The sequence below is a fragment of the Elusimicrobiaceae bacterium genome (assembly GCA_017520185.1).
Lineage (GTDB): Bacteria > Elusimicrobiota > Elusimicrobia > Elusimicrobiales > Elusimicrobiaceae > Avelusimicrobium.
In genome coordinates this window covers 21,659-38,549 of sequence record JAFXGO010000029.1, presented here as the reverse complement: position 1 = coordinate 38,549, position 16,891 = coordinate 21,659, and the positions used below count along the sequence as shown (strand labels likewise).

At 42.9% G+C, this 16,891-nt stretch carries 15 protein-coding genes and 1 pseudogene; 8 read left to right on the top strand and 8 right to left on the bottom strand.

The features are described 5' to 3' along the window. Positions 1–123: 123 nt before the first annotated feature. The 6 genes from ileS to IKL48_04200 are packed head-to-tail and all read left to right on the top strand — an operon-like array spanning position 124 to position 7,551. Positions 124–2,943 carry an isoleucine--tRNA ligase gene (gene ileS / locus IKL48_04225; GenBank protein MBR3603869.1) on the top strand — a complete coding sequence of 940 codons (2,820 nt, stop codon included), beginning with the start codon at positions 124–126 and terminating at the stop codon, positions 2,941–2,943. Then, a complete protein-coding gene (gene lspA, locus IKL48_04220; protein MBR3603868.1) occupies positions 2,936–3,430 on the top strand; it encodes a signal peptidase II in 495 nt (164 codons plus the stop codon). Before ileS ends, lspA begins: the two co-directional genes overlap by 8 nt. Then, positions 3,427–4,419 carry a tetratricopeptide repeat protein gene (locus tag IKL48_04215; GenBank protein MBR3603867.1) on the top strand — a complete coding sequence of 331 codons (993 nt, stop codon included), beginning with the start codon at positions 3,427–3,429 and terminating at the stop codon, positions 4,417–4,419. The genes lspA and IKL48_04215 overlap by 4 nt, the downstream gene beginning before the upstream one ends. A 6-nt stretch (positions 4,420–4,425) precedes the next feature. After that, positions 4,426–6,378, top strand: coding sequence for a cation-translocating P-type ATPase (locus IKL48_04210; GenBank protein MBR3603866.1), 1,953 nt, complete (start codon positions 4,426–4,428; stop codon positions 6,376–6,378). After that, positions 6,375–6,794, top strand: a complete 420-nt coding sequence (gene queF, locus IKL48_04205; GenBank protein MBR3603865.1) for an NADPH-dependent 7-cyano-7-deazaguanine reductase QueF — start codon at positions 6,375–6,377, stop codon at positions 6,792–6,794. The genes IKL48_04210 and queF overlap by 4 nt, the downstream gene beginning before the upstream one ends. Then, entirely contained in the window at positions 6,766–7,551 is a 786-nt protein-coding gene (locus IKL48_04200) for a hypothetical protein (protein MBR3603864.1), read from the top strand. Before queF ends, IKL48_04200 begins: the two co-directional genes overlap by 29 nt. 44 nt (positions 7,552–7,595) lie before the next feature. Here the strand turns inward: IKL48_04200 and IKL48_04195 are convergent, their stop codons facing one another. From IKL48_04195 to plsY, 3 genes are read right to left on the bottom strand one after another with little or no spacing between them, the layout of a single operon-like run. Continuing rightward, on the bottom strand, positions 7,596–7,859 hold the full coding sequence (locus IKL48_04195; GenBank protein ID MBR3603863.1) for an integration host factor subunit beta: 264 nt from the start codon (positions 7,857–7,859) through the stop codon (positions 7,596–7,598). A gap of 8 nt (positions 7,860–7,867) precedes the next feature. Continuing rightward, positions 7,868–8,872, bottom strand: coding sequence for an NAD(P)-dependent glycerol-3-phosphate dehydrogenase (locus tag IKL48_04190; protein MBR3603862.1), 1,005 nt, complete (start codon positions 8,870–8,872; stop codon positions 7,868–7,870). After that, entirely contained in the window at positions 8,859–9,485 is a 627-nt protein-coding gene (plsY, locus tag IKL48_04185) for a glycerol-3-phosphate 1-O-acyltransferase PlsY (GenBank protein MBR3603861.1), read from the bottom strand. The genes IKL48_04190 and plsY overlap by 14 nt, the downstream gene beginning before the upstream one ends. Positions 9,486–9,603: 118 nt before the next feature. On the opposite strand from plsY, the gene IKL48_04180 reads away from it, so the two are divergent. Continuing rightward, positions 9,604–10,608, top strand: coding sequence for a trypsin-like serine protease (locus IKL48_04180; GenBank protein MBR3603860.1), 1,005 nt, complete (start codon positions 9,604–9,606; stop codon positions 10,606–10,608). Here IKL48_04180 and hflX read toward each other — a convergent pair. After that, positions 10,595–11,839, bottom strand: a complete 1,245-nt coding sequence (hflX, locus tag IKL48_04175) for a GTPase HflX (protein ID MBR3603859.1) — start codon at positions 11,837–11,839, stop codon at positions 10,595–10,597. The genes IKL48_04180 and hflX overlap by 14 nt on opposite strands. A 133-nt stretch (positions 11,840–11,972) precedes the next feature. On the opposite strand from hflX, the pseudogene IKL48_04170 reads away from it, so the two are divergent. Beyond that, positions 11,973–12,080, top strand: a pseudogene (locus tag IKL48_04170) (prepilin-type N-terminal cleavage/methylation domain-containing protein). 368 nt (positions 12,081–12,448) lie between these two features. On the opposite strand, the gene miaA reads toward IKL48_04170, so the two are convergent. The 4 genes from miaA to IKL48_04150 form a co-directional block, all read right to left on the bottom strand. Next, entirely contained in the window at positions 12,449–13,384 is a 936-nt protein-coding gene (gene miaA / locus IKL48_04165) for a tRNA (adenosine(37)-N6)-dimethylallyltransferase MiaA (protein ID MBR3603858.1), read from the bottom strand. A gap of 72 nt (positions 13,385–13,456) precedes the next feature. Next, complete coding sequence (locus IKL48_04160; GenBank protein ID MBR3603857.1) at positions 13,457–13,924, bottom strand: PilZ domain-containing protein; 468 nt, start codon at positions 13,922–13,924, stop codon at positions 13,457–13,459. Between the two features lies 1 nt (position 13,925). After that, a complete protein-coding gene (miaB, locus tag IKL48_04155) occupies positions 13,926–15,155 on the bottom strand; it encodes a tRNA (N6-isopentenyl adenosine(37)-C2)-methylthiotransferase MiaB (GenBank protein ID MBR3603856.1) in 1,230 nt (409 codons plus the stop codon). Between the two features lie 44 nt (positions 15,156–15,199). Then, the gene (locus IKL48_04150) at positions 15,200–16,864 is read right to left on the bottom strand and encodes a hypothetical protein (protein ID MBR3603855.1); all 1,665 of its coding nucleotides are present in this window, start codon (positions 16,862–16,864) and stop codon (positions 15,200–15,202) included. Between the last annotated feature and the right edge of the window lie 27 nt (positions 16,865–16,891).

The following is a 16,891-nucleotide window of genomic DNA, read 5'->3' as shown; positions in this document are numbered from 1 at the left end:
CAAATTTTTTCAAACTTTATTTTAAAAGTTTATCTTGAGAGTAAACTAGATTTTCTCTTTTTTCTTTTGCGTTTATATTTCGTATAATGAAAATATATATCCTTAATAGAGAGAGTGTGTATCATGGCAAAAAATAAATATTCAGCTACCGTTTTACTTCCGAAAACGGATTTTCCGATGCGTGCGGGCTTAACTCAAAAAGAGCCCAAAATGTTAGAGTTTTGGCAAGAAATGGATTTGTACAATGCCATTTTAAAGAAAAATCAGGCCGGTAAACATTTTGTATTGCATGACGGACCACCGTATGCCAACGGCAAAATCCATATCGGACATGCTCTAGACAAAACCATTAAGGATATTATTCTCAAAAGCCGCGCTATGACCGGTTATTATACGCCGTATATTCCGGGTTGGGACTGCCATGGCCTGCCCATTGAACAGGCGTTGATGAAAGAATTAAAAATAGACAAAAAACACATTACCGACGTGCCTGCTTTCCGTAAAAAAGCACGTGAATTTGCCGCTCGTTTTATTGATTTGCAACGTCAGGGCTTTAAACGCTTGGGTGTGCAAGGAGAATGGGATAACCCGTATTTAACCATGGACAAACGCTATGAGGGTATAACCATTGGCGTTTTCTTGGATTTGATTGAAAAAGGATACGTATACAAAGGGCAAAAGACTATTACGTGGTGTTCTCATTGCGAAACCGCTTTGGCCGATGCCGAAACAGAATATAAAGACGTCAGTTCTTCCTCCATCTATTTGCGTTTTAAATTGGTCAATCCTACGACCGAAGTATTTGGGGATTTAGACTTCTCAAAGCCTGTCTCTTTGGGTGTTTGGACCACCACTCCTTGGACCATTCCCTCCAATATGGCTGCCGCTGTTAACAAAGATGAAGACTATGCCGTATTACAAGATAACAAAACCGGCGAATATTATGTGGTGGCAGATGAATTGGCTGAAGAATTTTTGAAAAATACCGAGTTGGACGCCAAAAAAGTAAGTGCTGTACGTGGTGAAAGTTTGGTCGGCTTGACTTATTATCATCCTTTAACCCAAAAACAAAATCCGATTATTTGGACGGATTTCGTCACGATGGATGCAGGGGTCGGTGTGGTGCATATCGCTCCGGGTCATGGTGAAGACGATTTCCGCGCCGGAAAACAATGGGGGTTGGACGTTTTCTGCCCCGTAGATGAAAAAGGTTGCTATACCAAAGATGCCGGTGTTTTTGAAGGCATGCACGTTTTTGAGGCAAATCCGCTCATGGTAAAGAAATTAGACGAATTGGGCAGCCTCATTAAAGAGCAAGAAATTGTGCATAGTTATCCGCATTGTTGGCGTTGTCATAACCCGATTATTTTCCGCGCTACCGAACAATGGTTTATGAGCATTGACAAAGACGGTTTGCGCGAAAAACTGATGAATAATTTGGATAATGTAAAATTTTATCCCGCCGGTGGTGATGAACGCATGCGTTCTATGATCGGGTTGCGCCCCGATTGGTGTTTATCCCGTCAGCGATTCTGGGGTTCTCCGGTCACTATTTTATATTGTAAAAAATGCGGTAAAGCCCAAATTAATCATGAACTCTTTAGCTTTATTAAAGAGCGCGCTATGAATGAGGGCTCTGATTTTTGGTTTATTGATCCGGTGGAAAAATTGATGCCGCAAGGATATGCTTGTGAATGCGGCAGTCATGATTTCCGCAAAGAAACCGATATTTTAGACGTATGGCTTGACAGTGGTGTATCTTGGGCAGCGGTGGTAAAAGATAGAGGCCTTAGTTTCCCTGCCGATGTCTATTCCGAAGGATCAGATCAACATCGTGGTTGGTTCCAAAGCTCTTATATTCCTTCTTTTACCTTAGAAGGGGTGGCTCCTTTTAAAACTATCTTGACGCATGGTATGGTGTTGGCACAAGACGGTCGCCAAATGCACAAATCTTTAGGCAACAGTGTTGACCCCGAAGATGTGATCAATAAATACGGGGCTGATATTTTACGCTTATGGGTTGCTTTTTCTGACTATCAAGGAGATGTGCGCATTTCTGAAGAAATTTTGGGCGGACCGATTGATACCTATCGCAAATTGCGCAACACGATTCGCTATGCGCTTGGAAACTTGTCAGACTTTGAACCCACTGTTCATGGCGTTGCCACCGAACAATTAGCAGAAATGGACCGCTATATGTTAGGCCGTTTGGATAAGTTAATTGCTGAAGTGCGCGCTGCTTATGAAGACTTTAACTTCCGCCGCGCTATGCGTGCCATCACAGATTTCTGTATTTTGGACTTATCTTCTTTCTTATTAGATGCTTCTAAAGACAGATTGTACACGTTGGGTGCTTCTTCTGCTGCTCGCAGAAGTGCGCAAACCGCTTTGGCGGAAATTGTACGCACATTATTGCAATTAACGGCTCCGGTGCTGTGCTTTACCTGTGAAGAGGCTTGGCAGGAACTGTTAAAAATCCCTGCCGGAAAAGGATTGCCCAAAAGTATTTTCCTTTCCGATATGCCCGAGCATGCCTCTTTAACCACGGATGCGGCTTTGGAAGAAAAATGGAATAAAATCCGCCAAATTCGCGAAGATGTACAAAAAGCATTAGAAGAAACCCGTCAAAAAGGTGTCATCGGGTCTTCTTTGGAAGCAAAGGTGATTTTTAAAACCAATGATGATAAAACAAAGAAATTCTTAGAAGATAATGCCTCTTTATGGTCTGAGATTTTCATCGTCTCTTGTGTGGAAGTGACGGAGGGGACATTGCCTTTGGAAATTGTGGTAGAACATGCCGAAGGCCAAAAATGTGCTCGTTGTTGGCAATGGAAAAAAGAAGTCGGAACCGAAGGGCGCACCCATAGCGATTTGTGTGACCGCTGCGTGGAAGTGTTGGCCAGAGAAGGTTTAACTGTACCAGAGGAGCAGACCGTTGCGTAAGATATTTTCCGTTATCTGGGATTGGGCACGGCATCACAAGGCCGTGCTCATCACCTTAGTAGTTTTATTGGGAGTGGACCGTATTACTAAGCGGTTGACACTTGTTTTTTTGGAAAATAGAGACATACTATTAGCACCGTTTTTGCATTTGCGCTATGTGGAAAATACGGGAGCGGCGTTTGGTATGATGCAAGGGGGAAACTTTATTTTAATTTTTGTTTCCTTGCTTATTATTTTGTATTTGCTTAAAAGTTGGAAAGAACTTTGCGCGATGGGTCCTTTGGTAAAATGGGGGCTTGTGCTTATTTTGGGCGGTGCATTGGGCAATCTTTATGATAGAATAACCTTAGGATTTGTAGTGGATTTTATTGATTTGCGTGTGTGGCCGGTGTTTAATGCGGCCGATAGTTTTATTACAGTGGGCGGGATTATGCTCGCTTTGGCGTTTTTGTTTTATAAACAAGAGCCGATACAGGAGGAAAAATGAAAAAAGTTTTATTAGTCTGTTTGTCTGTTATGTTGATGGCAGCTTGTAGTGCCAGCGAGGATAAACTTTTTCGCAAGGCACAGATTTTAACGGATAAAGGAGAATTTGAAAAAGCCATTCAGACCTATTCTTCCATTATCAAAAAAAATCCGCGTCATTATGCTGCGTTTGTCAGCAGAGGTTTGCTTTACGATCAGTTAAAATCCAAAGACTCCGAACAAGCCAAAAAGAACAAGCAATTGGCGGAAAGAGACTATTTAAAAGCTCTTTCTATTGAGTACAGACATCCTGAAATTTTTAACAATTTAGCCGCTTTGTACATTGATCAAGGCCGCTATTCTGAGGCTATTTTACAGTTAAATCAAGCCCTTTTATTGCGTCCCGATTATTTGATGGCCTTATTAAACAGGGCAGTAGCCTACAGTCAACAGGGTAATCTGAATAAAGCCTTGATTGATTTTGCCGAAGTGGAAAATTTGGATAAAAGGTTTCCGTTGTTGTATTTGAATAGAGGTTTGGCTTTCTTTGATGCCGGATATTATGCCAGTGCGGCAGCGGAATATTCTTATTTGATGGAACTAGAGCCTGAAAATCCGCGTTCTTATTTGGAAAGAGGTCGCGCCTTTGTAAAAATGAGCCACTTTCAAAACGCGATGGACGATTTCCAAAAAGCTATTGCCTTGCGTAATGATTATGCCATGCCGTACTATTACGCAGCGGAACTTTTGTTTAGCAAAGGCGATACGGATCAAGGTGTTGCCTATGCCGAACAGGCCAAAAAGTACGCGCCCAACTATGCTCCCATTTATGATATGTTAGGAGATATGTTGGCTTTGGAAACTCCGGTAGATGCTACTAAACACTATTTAGCGGCCAGCCGCTTAGATCCGGCCCATGCGCGCCGTTATCAAGGCAAAATCCGCATGATGACTACGGAAAACGGACGCAAACGTGTGGTGGCCAACCGTTTTTTAAACATCAATAAATAAGATTATATGAAGTCTTCCCGCAAGAATACGGCCTTACAGAGTGCCGCTTTGTCTGTCCCTGCTAAAAAATATTCTTACAGATTCTTTTTGTCTGTTTGTTTTTTGGTGTTGGTAGTTTATTCGTTAATGATAGAAACTTCCGCGACGGGGATTTTTGTATTGGTCTTGTTGAATTTGTTGTGTTGTGGGGACGTTTTGTTTAAAAATGCTTGGAAAGATTTGGAATCTTTTCGCTTTTCTCTTTCTGTGCTTACGTCCGTAGCTGTTTTGGCTTGTTTTTGTTATGGTCTGTCCAAAACCTTCTTTCCCAATCCTTTAGCCGGTAATGTGCCGGACTTGCATATTTGTCTTTCGGCTACATTGATGATTTATTTATGGACCTGTGGGCATATTTCCCGTCGAAAAGAGCGGACTAAAGTTTTTATCAAAAAATTAGATGATTTTTTACCTAAATCGGGACGTTTAGTTAATGGCCAACAACGCGAAAGGATGATTTTTGCGCGGGAATTAAAAGAAGGGGATATTATTCGTGTAAAAGCAGGGGAACGGATTCCTTGTGAGGGGGAAATTGCCAAAGGGGAAACCGCCATTGATGAAAGTTTGATTACAGGCAATATGTTGCCTACGGCCAAGACGGTCGGTAGTCGCGTATATGCGGGCACGTTAAACAAAGGAGCCGATGTGATGATTCGGGTCACGGATAAGTTGGATCAGAGCATTATTTCCAATATTCTTAATACCATTAAAGGCAGTGAACGTCGCCGTTGTGTGCGAAAAGATGAGTTGGATGGCTATGCTGCGTATTTGTTGTTTATCTCTGTATTGATGGCCTTTGCTGCTTATACTTATTTTTACTGGGCGGGCGATTATCAAAGACCGCTGCATACATTGGGATATATTTTGTTGGTATTGGGGGTAGGCTGTCCTCTTTGTTTCTTCTTTTGTTCTTCTTTACCATCTTGGTTTATTCACTTAGGGGCCAGACGTAAAAAGATTATTTTGCAATCTTTGGGAGCATTGGATATATTAAAAAAAGCCGATGCCGTATTTTTTGACAAAACAGGTACGTTGACCTATGGAGAGTTGAGAATCCATGAAGTCTGTGCCGGCGATGAAAAAACAAAGAAAGATTTGCTGATATGTTTGGCAACGGCGGAGCAAATGGTGGACGGTCCTTTTGCCAATGCCGTAAATATATATGCCAAAGAACAGGGCATTGAGCCGCATAAACTGTTATGTTTTGACGTTTTTCCTGGTTTGGGGGTGAAGGCAGTCTCCGGAAAAAATATCTTCTTGGCGGGGCGTCCTGAATGGTTAAAAGAACAAGGAATCAATATTCCCAAGCGTCCCAGCGGTGGTCAAGCCGTTATTTGCGCAGCGAAAAACGGTAAATATTTGGGGTATGTGTCATTAGATGATAAACTTCGTCCCGGTGCGACGGAGATGGTGGAAAACCTGAAAAAAATGGGAAAAGAAGTGATTTTGATGTCAGGGGATAATGAAGCCTCTGTATCTGGTATTGCTAAGGAAATCGGTATTACCAATTATAATTTTGGTGTATTACCGCAAACGAAAGCAACCATTTTGGGTAATTTTAGTGCATTGGGTAAAAAAGCCGTCATGGTGGGTGACGGATTTAACGATATTACCGCTTTGTTGCGTGCAGATGCAGGGGTAGTATTTTCCTCCGGAAAAAATGTATATAATAATTGGGTAGATATCATTTTAAAACGTTCGGATTTGGCCGCCATTACGGATTTGTTCCGTATGAATCATCGGCTTTCTGCTCGTATACGCGGCAATGTAATGCTATCTATATTTTGTAATGTGGTGTTAGTTGGCGTATTATTATTTGCTCCGATTGCACGTGAGTATATGTGGTGTGTGGTCCCTGTGGGGATGGTGCTGTCGGTGGTAGTGATTTTTTTAAATTCAGCGAGGTTGTTAAACATAAAATGACGACGAAAGATATTGATTTTGGATATACTTCTGACCATGCCCGCAAAAATGCGGACGCGGTCTTGCCGGAGATTCAATGCTGGCCCAACCAGTATAAACGTGATTATAATATCAAAATAGAACTGCCGGAGTTTACGTCCGTCTGCCCGAAAACGGGCTTGCCGGATTTTGGTGTGATCACTATTGATTACGTGCCGAATGATTTATGCTTGGAATTGAAAAGTTTAAAGTTTTATTTATTGGAATATCGTGATATGGGTATTTTTATGGAAAATATCGCCAATAAAATTTTAGACGATGTGGTAAAAGCCTGCAAACCCAAACGCGCCACCATTACCGGTGAGTTTACACCGCGTGGCGGTTTGCGCTCTATTATCACCGCTTCCTATGATGAAAAGGAAGGTTATGGGAAATAAGTTTAAATGGCTGGGTGTGTTGTTGCTTTTGTTGGCCGCTTTTTTGGCGGGGGGGTGGTTTTTTAATCAGTTGCCCAATCCGCGTTCCCCCAAAGGAGAAGTGGAGCAATTATATCAAGAAGATGGGGAATCTTTGGGTATTTTTGATGATATCCCTGCCGAAGATATGGCCGCAGCAGAAGCGGTAGCCTCCGAAGCATTAAACTTACAAATGGAGCCGTTGGGTTCTGCACTCAAAAAGTCTGAAGATGAAGTTCCCAGCCAGATGGTATTGTCGGATTTATCAGAGATTGTTTCTATCGTTGCTAAGGAAAAAGAGGAAGATGAACAAATGACTCCTCAACTGCCAAAAGCAGCCCTTGAACTTAGTTTGACAGGTACGGAAACAGTGGCATTGCCTTCGCTGACTCAGCAGGCCGTTTCTGAAGGTGAAGAAGAAACAAGCCGTATTAGTTTGATTGCCGCTCCGGTAAAAAACTTTTTAATTAAAAACACGCAGGATTATAAAGACTTTAAAACTCGTGCGCGTGGCGGATATCCTGAGGTGGATTTTAATAAAAAAATGTTGATTGTTTTGGAGTCAGACAGTAATTTGCCGGATAATATTTTTGAAATTGTTTCCGCTGAAATCCAAGACGGCAAACTGTTGGTAAGTTATCGTGTTAATGTGTTTGGCCTGGATAAAAAGACCAACACCCATGCCGTATTGGCGGTGGATAAAACAGAACTGCCGGTAGAACTGAAGCAAGTGTTGTAATAAAGATTTTTCAGTAAAAAACCCCGAGTTTAACTCGGGGTTTTTTATTTGCTCAGTAAATTAGCCGATGGTTTGAAACGTACCTTTTGTTTGGCAGGCACTTGCACCTTTTCACCGGTTTTGGGGTTGTGTCGTTGAACGGGGCGTGCTGTTTTTAAATGAAAGGTGCCAAAGTTGCTAATCACCACCTTACCGTCGCGCTTGAGGCCATGTTTGATAATCTCAAACACTTTGTCTACAGAGATTTTGGCCTGTTTTTTATCCAACACGTGTCGGCTCAGGTGTCTGATTACATCATCTTTATTCATAAAAATCCTTATTTGTCACCACGATTAACAAAACCCATCGCTTGCAAGAGTGCATGCGGACGAGCACCTTGACAGACGATTTGCCAAATAGCGTGAATGATGGGGGTGTTTAAATTGTTCTTGCAAGAAATATCATACACACTTTGTACAGAGTTTACCCCTTCTGCAATAGTTCCCACTTCTTTTTGTGCTTCCGTCAAAGAAAGACCGGCGCCTAATTTTTCACCCAAGCGGCGATTACGGGAAATGGCAGACATACCCGTCAAAATAGCATCACCAAATCCGGCTAAACTGTATACGGTACTATTTTGTCCGCCCTGACTGACGATAATATCGTTCATTTCTTCTAAGGCTTGGGTAATCAGGGCCGCTTTGGAATTGGCACCGTCTCTAATACCGTCAATCACGCCACAACCGATAGCCAACACGTTTTTAATTGCACCGCCATACTCGGCTCCGCGTCTGTCGGAGCTGGGTACGATAATAATCGGGTCTGCGTCAAACACTTGGCGTATTTCGTCCACCAATACGGCATCTTTGCCGGCGAGCATAATTTTGGTGGGTACATTTTGAGCCACTTCCAAAGCAAAACTCGGACCGGTAAAGGCCAAGACGCGGTCTTTGAGTTGAGGTAATTCTTCCTCAATGATTTCACAAATGGTTTTAAAACTTTTATCTTCAATCCCTTTAGATGCACTGACAACGGGCAACACTCTGCCGTTGAGTAAGGGTTTTAATTGCTCCCGGCAAAAGGCCCGAATGGCCTTAGAAGATATGACAAAAACGATCATGTCCGTATCTTCCGTCGCCTCAGCCACATCGCCGGTAAGAGCGATATTGTCATGAATCTTAAAATTAGGAATATTCGGGTGGCGGCCGATGGTTTTAAGCACATTGAGCAGTTGTTGGTTATATTCCCACAAACTTACCTTATAGCCGTTTCTGGCTAAGTGTTGGGCAATCACGCTGCCCCAAATGCCGGCACCGAAAACTGTAATTTTATTTATTTTCATTTTTTCTTTTTTTAGAGCCGTCTTCAAAAGCCAGTTCTTTTTTGGCCAAGAGACGTTTGATATTGGGTACGTGTTTATAGATGACCAAGAGCCCGATAGCCGTAGACATAATATCTACGGTGATGCTGTGATGACCAATAAAATATCCGCTGATGGGCAAGACTAAGCATGCCGCGATAGAGCCGATAGAGATACGTCCCCACAAGGCCACACAAATGACAAAAGCCGTAAATGCCAATGCGGTCGGAATCGGAAGTAAAGCCGCAAACACACCGGCAGAGGTGGCTACGCCTTTTCCACCGCGAAATTTAAGGTAAATAGTCCACATGTGGCCTAAAATGGCAATCGTACCGCACAAAATGGCTTGCCAATATTCTCCGGGGAACACATGTAAGACAAGGCTGACAGGAATAAACCCTTTTAATCCGTCAATCAAAAAAGTAGTAATGCCGGCCCATTTACCCACTGTACGGTAAACGTTAGCTGCACCGGGATTGCCAGAACCGTGTTCACGGATATCAATGCCCATCACTCTGCGGGCAATCAGGTAGCCGGTAGGTACGGCACCGAGTAAATAACTAAACAACGCCAATAAGAGTACTTTTATCATCATATATTTATTATATAAAGTTTAGAGCAGTGGGCAAGGGAAAAATAGAAAGTGTCTTGGCAAAAAGACTTTTATTATATAGACTAAAAAAGATGTAGGTGTTTGGAGGATTTTACGAAGTATGTTAAAAAATTTTTTATTGTTATTATTTTTACTCAGCACTTTTCCCATCTGGGCAGAGGAGCGCCCCACTGCTTTTGAGACTGAAGATTTTGTCACTCAAAGTTTGCTTTGGGTACAAAACTCCAGAGAAAACGGTAAATGTCATGCAGTGCGCATTTTACCTAAGTGGTATTTAACGGCTGCGCATTGTGTAAATCCAATTTGCAATAAAGAATGTATTTTAACATTTGATTTAACGAAAGGAAACTTGCAGGCTTCGGCGCGGGTTAAGCATACGGCCTCTGATGCCAAAGTTTTTGTACCGAGAGAGTATGTACCCAGAAACAGTAAAAGCGTGCGATATGATGTGGCGCTGATTCGCTTTGATCCCAAAGAGGTGCAATATTCTTTTTATGATGCGAAAGAAAAAGAATATATAGACAAAGAAGTTTTTTTGCAAAAATTAAAACTTTCTGAAAATGCCGATCAACGCTACCAATGGCAAGAGTTAGCTAATGCGCGCCCAAAACTTTTAACCATCAATGCCGCCAGACATCTTTTGGACCCTTTGGCGGTGCCTACCATACAACCGGATGGTATTTATTATCAGGAAAGTTTTACCAATGATTTTTATTATTTTACGGAACTTCGCCATTTTATCGGAACTAATTTTGGTGTGGTTCAGGGTATGAGTGGTGGCGGTGTCGTAGTGCCGAACGGAGATATTGTGGGTATTGTGTCAGGCAAAATCGGCAGTACCACACAACTCACTTTATACGATGCCAACGATAAACCAGTCGGTTCTATCCCTTATTCGTCAGATTATTTTCTTTTTACACCGTTTAGTCGCAGTAATGTAAATTTTATTCGCGCAACGATTGCCTCTTCTCAAGAATCATCCGGCCCCAGCCCGCGTTTTGTAGCAATTGCAGGACAAACGGCAGAACTTACACAAGTAAAGCCCGAAGAAGTATTTGGCAATATGTCGGCAGATGAAATAGCCGATGTGCCTATGGCGCGGTAGTTTTTTTGAGTAGTTCTGCGTAGTTGCCGTCTGTGGCCATTATTTTTAGTTTAAGACCGCCGTCTTGTGTGGTGGTAGATGAGAGCACCAAAGAGCGCGTGTAGATTTGTCCAATCAGGTCCGCCTGTTTTGCACTGAGTTGCAAGGGGCGGACTTTCCATTTTGTTTTAAGTGCTTTTTCTACGGATTTAAGCAGTTGGTTTAGCCCTTTGGCCTTTTGTGCACTGATAAAAATGGCTTGTGGATAGGCCTTTTTTAATGCTTGCAAACGTTGGGGAGGCAGCAAATCTGTTTTGTTAAATACGTCAATAACCGGTAGGCGAGAAGCCTGCAAGTCGTTTAAAATTTGATGCACCGTCTGACTTTGGATTTCTCTTTCTTCGCTGGCACTGTCATGCACATGCAGCAGTACATCGGCAAAGGCCGTTTCTTCTAAGGTAGCCCGAAAAGCGGAAACCAAAGAGTGAGGAAGTTTTTGGATAAATCCTACCGTATCAGTAAATAACATTTGGCCGCCGCCTTTCATGGGCACGCGACGGGTGGTAGGGTCTAACGTGGCAAAGAGTTTATCATCGGCATAGACGGCTTGCTCTTGAGTCAGGCTATTAAGCAAGGTGCTTTTGCCGGCATTGGTGTAGCCGATGAGGGCAATCTGCGGCAGAGGTACACGTTGGCGTTTTTCGCGGCGTAGGGAACGCTCTTTTTTTACTTGTTCTATTTCTTGCTCTAAGCGGCTGATGCGCGCGCGCAGACGACGGCGGTCATATTCCAGTTTGCGTTCTCCCGGTCCGCGCATACCGATGCCGCCCTTCTGTTGCATCATGGCGGCCCCTTTACCGCTTAGGCGCGGAAGTAAATAGTTTAGCTGGGCCAACTCTACCTGCAGTTTACCTTCCTGCGTGCGGGCACGTTGGGCAAAAATGTCCAAAATCAGGCGCGTGCGGTCTATCACTTTGGAGGGTAAAATATCTTCTAAATTTTTTTGTTGGGCGGGGGTGATTTCTTCATCAAAGATAACGGAGTCTATTTCTCGGCTCTCGCACTCGGCGGCAATTTCGTGCAGTTTGCCTGTGCCGATTAAGGTGGCGGCATTGAAGTTTTGCACGCGCACATGGTAAGCGGCGCACACTTGTCCGCCGGCAGTTTCGGCTAAGCGCGCCAATTCTTCTAATGTGTGAGAGTGGGTAAAATCCGTTTTTAAACTTGCCCCGATAAGAATCACTTTTTCCATATAATTTAATTGTATAAATTATTGGTTGTTTTGTCGGCAAAGTGGGAAAACGTGAAATTTTGCTTGACTTGTTTTTTTTTTTTGATACAATTTTTTCGGACGGAAAAATTGGAGCAAAAAAAGGAGAACCCCTATGAAGAAAGGTTTTACATTGATTGAACTTTTGGTTGTGGTACTAATTATCGGCATTTTGTCTGCGGTGGCTTTGCCTAAGTATCAATTAGCGGTGGAAAAGTCTAGACTGGCCGAAGCATTAAGTAATATGAAATATATAAAAGACCAAATAAAAGTGCGTGCTATGGAGTGTGATTTTAATAATGAATGCATAGCCAATGTGCCAGAATATTTGGAATTAAGTGGCGGGCAATGGAACGGAAATGCATATTATGAAACTCAGCATTTTGTTTATGCTTTTGATGGAGGGGTATCTTTCGGAGATCAAAAAGATAATTACGACATCGGTTATCAAGATGGATATTGGTCTGAGTATGTAAAATATATCGCGGCAGGGGAAAAAGAATATTGTACTTCTTATACCGATTTTGGCTATAAAATTTGTAAATCTTTGGAAAGTCAAGGATACCTGATAGAAGATTCCCGAGAAAACAATTAATTATACTCTTCTAAAATTTTATCCGTAATTTTTTCTACGTCAAAGTCCTGCGCGGTACAAAGATCTACGCGCAGGGCATTTTTATATCTGTTAAACCACGTGCGCTGGCGCTTAGCATATTGACGCGTGAGCGTGATAATTTTTTCCAATGTTTCTTCTTTACTCTTTTCACCTTTGAGCCACTGTAAAATTTGAGGATAGCCCAAACTTTTTAGGCCATTGCAGTCTTCTTCCGCTCCGCTGGCAAGCAGTGCCCTCGTTTCTTCCGCCATAGGATTTAGCATTTCTTGAGTTCTTTTTTCGATGCGTTTATTTAAAATATCTTTATCCCAATTCAAATACACAAGAAGTGCTTTTTCTGAAGGGAATTGACCAAAGAAATTGCCCGATTTTAAGCCAGAGGCCGCTTGGCCCGAGAGCAGGCAGATTTCCAGCGCGCGCATGACACGTTGAATGTTTCCTGCGGGGATTTGTGCGGCAGAAACAGGGTCTAAGTGGGCAAGGCGTTCATGCAGGGCCTCTTTGCCATTTTTTTCGGCAAAGGCTGTGAGTTCAGCGCGTAAGGCAGGGGATGAGGGGGGAAGTGGGTCCAACCCCACGAAATGTGCATGAATATACATACCCGTACCGCCTGCAAAAATAAAGGGTTTATCGGGCGTGCCGTCCGTCAACTTTTGGGAGCGATTACAAAACGAAGAAACATCAAAACTTGCCGCAGGCTCTAAAAAATCTACCAAGTGATAAGCAACCCCGTTTACCCAATATTTTCCGTTTTGCCAATGGCCTTGCGGTTTTGCGGTACCGACGGTGAGTTTGCGGAAAACTTGCCTAGAGTCGGCAGAGATGATTTCCGTATTTAATTTACGTGCTAAAACAAGGGACAGTTCCGTTTTTCCGCTGGCGGTGGGGCCTGCTATCACTATGTGTTTCATATCTATATTTTAGTAAATTACTTCGCCATAAAAAAACCGCTCCGTTCGGAGCGGTTTTTTTGACGGATAGATTTAATCTTCAAACAAAGTTTCATCTTTTTGAATTTTATTGCAGATGCGGCAGGCTTTGCACGTGCCTACGCATACTTCCGGCAAGCGCAAAAGAACGCGTGTGTCACAGTCGTTAAAATCGTCAGCCATTGCACTGATGATAGCGGCATTTTCCGGTTTCATATCCGTAAATTCAATGCCAACGGTAAAAACATTCTCTTTTTGTTTAAGCCAAGCGGTGCGAGCCTGAATTTCCATCTTTTCTACACCGGGAAGTTGTAAACTGATAGAAAAATGATCCGCCAACGGCGCGCCCAAAAAACTAATCATACGCATACCGGAAGCAGATAGGTCAGCCAAAATAGCCACGAGGGAAGTTTCTTTTCCGTCTTGGGTTTTGTAATACAAATTCACCGGCTCAATTAGATTGCTAATAACCGGCATGCGACGATGTTTGCGTTTTTCAGAAAAAGTTTTTTTAGTAGTCATATTAATCCCTCGTTAAAAGTAATGTGTCTTCTACGCCCACTACTTCGGTATTGATTACGCTTCCCACCGGATAGGAGTTTCGGGTTTGCGCCCAAAAATTATCCGACGTACGTCCCTTGTTGGGGGTTTGCATTAAAATCTGTACGGTTTTACCCAGTTGTGCTTGGTAGGAACTTTCTGCCAAACCCTTTACTTTATTTAACAAAATATCCAGTCTTTCTTCCAGTATTTTTTCTGGAAAAAGAGTCATTTCGGCGGCCGGTGTTCCTTGACGGGGGGAATATTTAAAGCAATAAGCCGCTGAGAAATGCACCCGTTCTACTAAAGAAAGGGTTTGTTGGAAGTCTGCTTCCGTTTCTGTCGGAAAGCCTACGATAATATCTGTACTGATGGCAAAACCGCGCTCTTTTAATGCGTCTAATTTTTCCAGTAAAATTTCCCGGTTATATCCGCGCTTCATCTCTTGCAATACTTTGCTGGAACCGCTCTGCACCGGCAAGTGAATATGTCTTGCGATTTTCGGATTGTTTTCCACCGCTTTTAAAAAATCAGGCGTAATAAAAATAGGGTGCGGACTGACAAAGCGCACACGCTCTACACCTTCAAGAGCAGAAACTTCATTAAGTAAATCAGCAAAGGTTTTGCCATCTTCTTTCCACGCATTGACCGTTTGACCCAAAAGGACAATTTCTTTATATCCCTGTGCTGCTTTTAGAGCGGCATTTTTCAGAATTTCGGCAGAGGGTAGGCATTGTATAGGCCCGCGTACGGAAGGAACAATACAATAACTGCATTTAAAATCACAGCCGCGCATAATCGTCACATAACCGGTAATAGAGGTGGGGGGTTGTGCGGCAGGCGCTTGGTCTAAGGTAAAAAGGCCGCTTTTGTCCAAGAGTTCGGCAAAGCCGTCTATTTCTTTGGCTCCGCAAACCAAATCTAAAAAAGGGAATGTTTTTTTGAGGCTTTCACCCAAACGTTGTGCTGCGCAGCCGGCAAAAATAATAATACGCTGGGGATTTTCACGTTTCCATTTTCTCAACCGGCCTAAAAATGAAAGGGCGCGGTGTTCGGCATGGTCCCGTACGGTACAGGTATTGATAAGTGCCAAATCCGCTTCTTCTAAATTTTCTGTAGGAATATAGCCGCGCTCTAACAAGTGCGCCGCCATTTCTTCCGAATCAGCGATATTCATTTGGCAACCGTAAGTTTGAATAAAAAGTTTTTTCATAAATAAAAAAGGCGGCGTTATAGGCGCCGCCTTGTGTGGCAAATTTAGAAAGAGTCGCTCAGTTTTTTAATGGCTTGAGCAACCGGCTGTTGTAAATGCAGTTTTACTACGCGGCGACCTTTGTTCTCTAAGGCTTGGAAATCACCCAATGCTTGCGCATTACAAAGTTGTCCGAAAGTATAACTTTGACCGGGAATTTTAACGTCGTTTACCGGATCGGTAGAAATCAAAAGGAACACGCCGTTATTGCTATCGCCTTTGTGCAACTGACCGCTGGAATGTAAATAACGCGGGCCATAACCAAACACAACAGATCTCTTGGTGCGGCATAAGATTTTATCGCGCAGTTGGTTCAAGGCTTCATCGATTTCTTTAGAAGGCCACAAGTAAGGCAAAATGGCCACATAATCGTTGCTTTCCATTAAAGAATAGAAATCTTGGGATAAAGTGTTTAACTTTACTTCAGAAATCAAATCTTTGGATACCAAAAGCGGTGCCGTCACTTCTGCAGGAATATCTCCGGCGGCTAACTTGGAAAGGACGTTTTTAGTCAACGTTTTGGCTTCTTGTACATTGGGTTGATCAAAAGGATCAATGGCCAAAATGGCACCTGCAGCTGCGGTGGCAATTTCCCATAACAAGAACATAGCACCTAATTGGTAGTAGTCTTCCATATGAATGGTGACAATGGGGAAGGCTCTTTCGGCTAAATCTTTGGCAATTTCAGCCACTCTTTTGTTGTCATCGGTATCAGTGGAAAGATATACAAAAAAGCGATCTTCACGATAGTCAAAGTTGCGGTGTAGGGTTTCCGCCACCACCGGCACAATGCCTTTGCCTTCTTTACCGGTAGATTCAGCCACCAGTTGCTCTGCCCACAAACCAAAGGTAGTGATCTCTTGCGGAGCCAAAACCGTCATTTTGTCTTTGCTGTGGTTAGAGTAGCAAGCACCCATATAAGCACCCAATTTAACCGCTAAATTGTCTTTAACGGGCGCTTCCGGCACATAGGTGGCAGCCGCTTCTTTGGCTAAATTTAAAATTTTTACCACATCTACACCCATGATGGCAGCCGGTATAATGCCAAAGAAAGACAAGGCAGAAAATCTGCCACCGATATCAGACGGATTGGTAAAAATTTTGCGAAATTTGTTTTTCTTGGCTAAATCTTGCAAACCGGTGTTGGCATCAGTAATTGCGATAAAATGATGGCCCGGATTTTTAATGCCTGCTTTTTTGACTTCATCAAAGAAATAGGCAAATTGGGAAGAAGGCTCCACCGTACCTCCGGATTTGCTGGCAAAAATGAACAAAGTTTCGGCGGGGTTGATTTTGCAGCGCACATCAGCCACCCAATCGGGGTTTGTGCTGTCTAAGACGAAAAGCTCCGGATAACCGGCCTGCTTGCCAAATAAGGAACGAAATACTTCCGGCGCCAAACTGCTGCCGCCCATACCCATAACAACGCAATATTTATAATCTTTTTTAGCTTCTTGAGCAAACTTAAGCACATTTTCGATGTGTTCTAGCGTCCAATCATATACTTTTTGCCAACCTAAGAAGTTTTTAATCAAATTTTGGTGTTCGGGATCTTTTTTCCACAAAGAAGGATCTTTAGACCAAAACTTAGTGTTAAAGTCTAAATTTTCCAACTTTATGATGCCTTCGCGGATAATCCCTTCCGCCATAGGGTTTGCGTTCATTTTCATATGGGTCATACATCCTTATTTACAAGT

What these genes read in the sequence shown, in the direction of transcription:
- ileS (MBR3603869.1), top strand. Translation starts at nt 124, where the DNA reads ATGGCAAAAAATAAATATTCAGCTACCGTTTTACTTCCGAAAACGGAT.
- IKL48_04215 (MBR3603867.1), top strand. Translation starts at nt 3,427, where the DNA reads ATGAAAAAAGTTTTATTAGTCTGTTTGTCTGTTATGTTGATGGCAGCT.
- IKL48_04210 (MBR3603866.1), top strand. Translation starts at nt 4,426, where the DNA reads ATGAAGTCTTCCCGCAAGAATACGGCCTTACAGAGTGCCGCTTTGTCT.
- queF (MBR3603865.1), top strand. Translation starts at nt 6,375, where the DNA reads ATGACGACGAAAGATATTGATTTTGGATATACTTCTGACCATGCCCGC.
- IKL48_04200 (MBR3603864.1), top strand. Translation starts at nt 6,766, where the DNA reads ATGATGAAAAGGAAGGTTATGGGAAATAAGTTTAAATGGCTGGGTGTG.
- IKL48_04195 (MBR3603863.1), bottom strand. Translation starts at nt 7,859, where the DNA reads ATGAATAAAGATGATGTAATCAGACACCTGAGCCGACACGTGTTGGAT.
- IKL48_04190 (MBR3603862.1), bottom strand. Translation starts at nt 8,872, where the DNA reads ATGAAAATAAATAAAATTACAGTTTTCGGTGCCGGCATTTGGGGCAGC.
- plsY (MBR3603861.1), bottom strand. Translation starts at nt 9,485, where the DNA reads ATGATGATAAAAGTACTCTTATTGGCGTTGTTTAGTTATTTACTCGGT.
- IKL48_04180 (MBR3603860.1), top strand. Translation starts at nt 9,604, where the DNA reads ATGTTAAAAAATTTTTTATTGTTATTATTTTTACTCAGCACTTTTCCC.
- hflX (MBR3603859.1), bottom strand. Translation starts at nt 11,839, where the DNA reads ATGGAAAAAGTGATTCTTATCGGGGCAAGTTTAAAAACGGATTTTACC.
- miaA (MBR3603858.1), bottom strand. Translation starts at nt 13,384, where the DNA reads ATGAAACACATAGTGATAGCAGGCCCCACCGCCAGCGGAAAAACGGAA.
- IKL48_04160 (MBR3603857.1), bottom strand. Translation starts at nt 13,924, where the DNA reads ATGACTACTAAAAAAACTTTTTCTGAAAAACGCAAACATCGTCGCATG.
- miaB (MBR3603856.1), bottom strand. Translation starts at nt 15,155, where the DNA reads ATGAAAAAACTTTTTATTCAAACTTACGGTTGCCAAATGAATATCGCT.
- IKL48_04150 (MBR3603855.1), bottom strand. Translation starts at nt 16,864, where the DNA reads ATGAAAATGAACGCAAACCCTATGGCGGAAGGGATTATCCGCGAAGGC.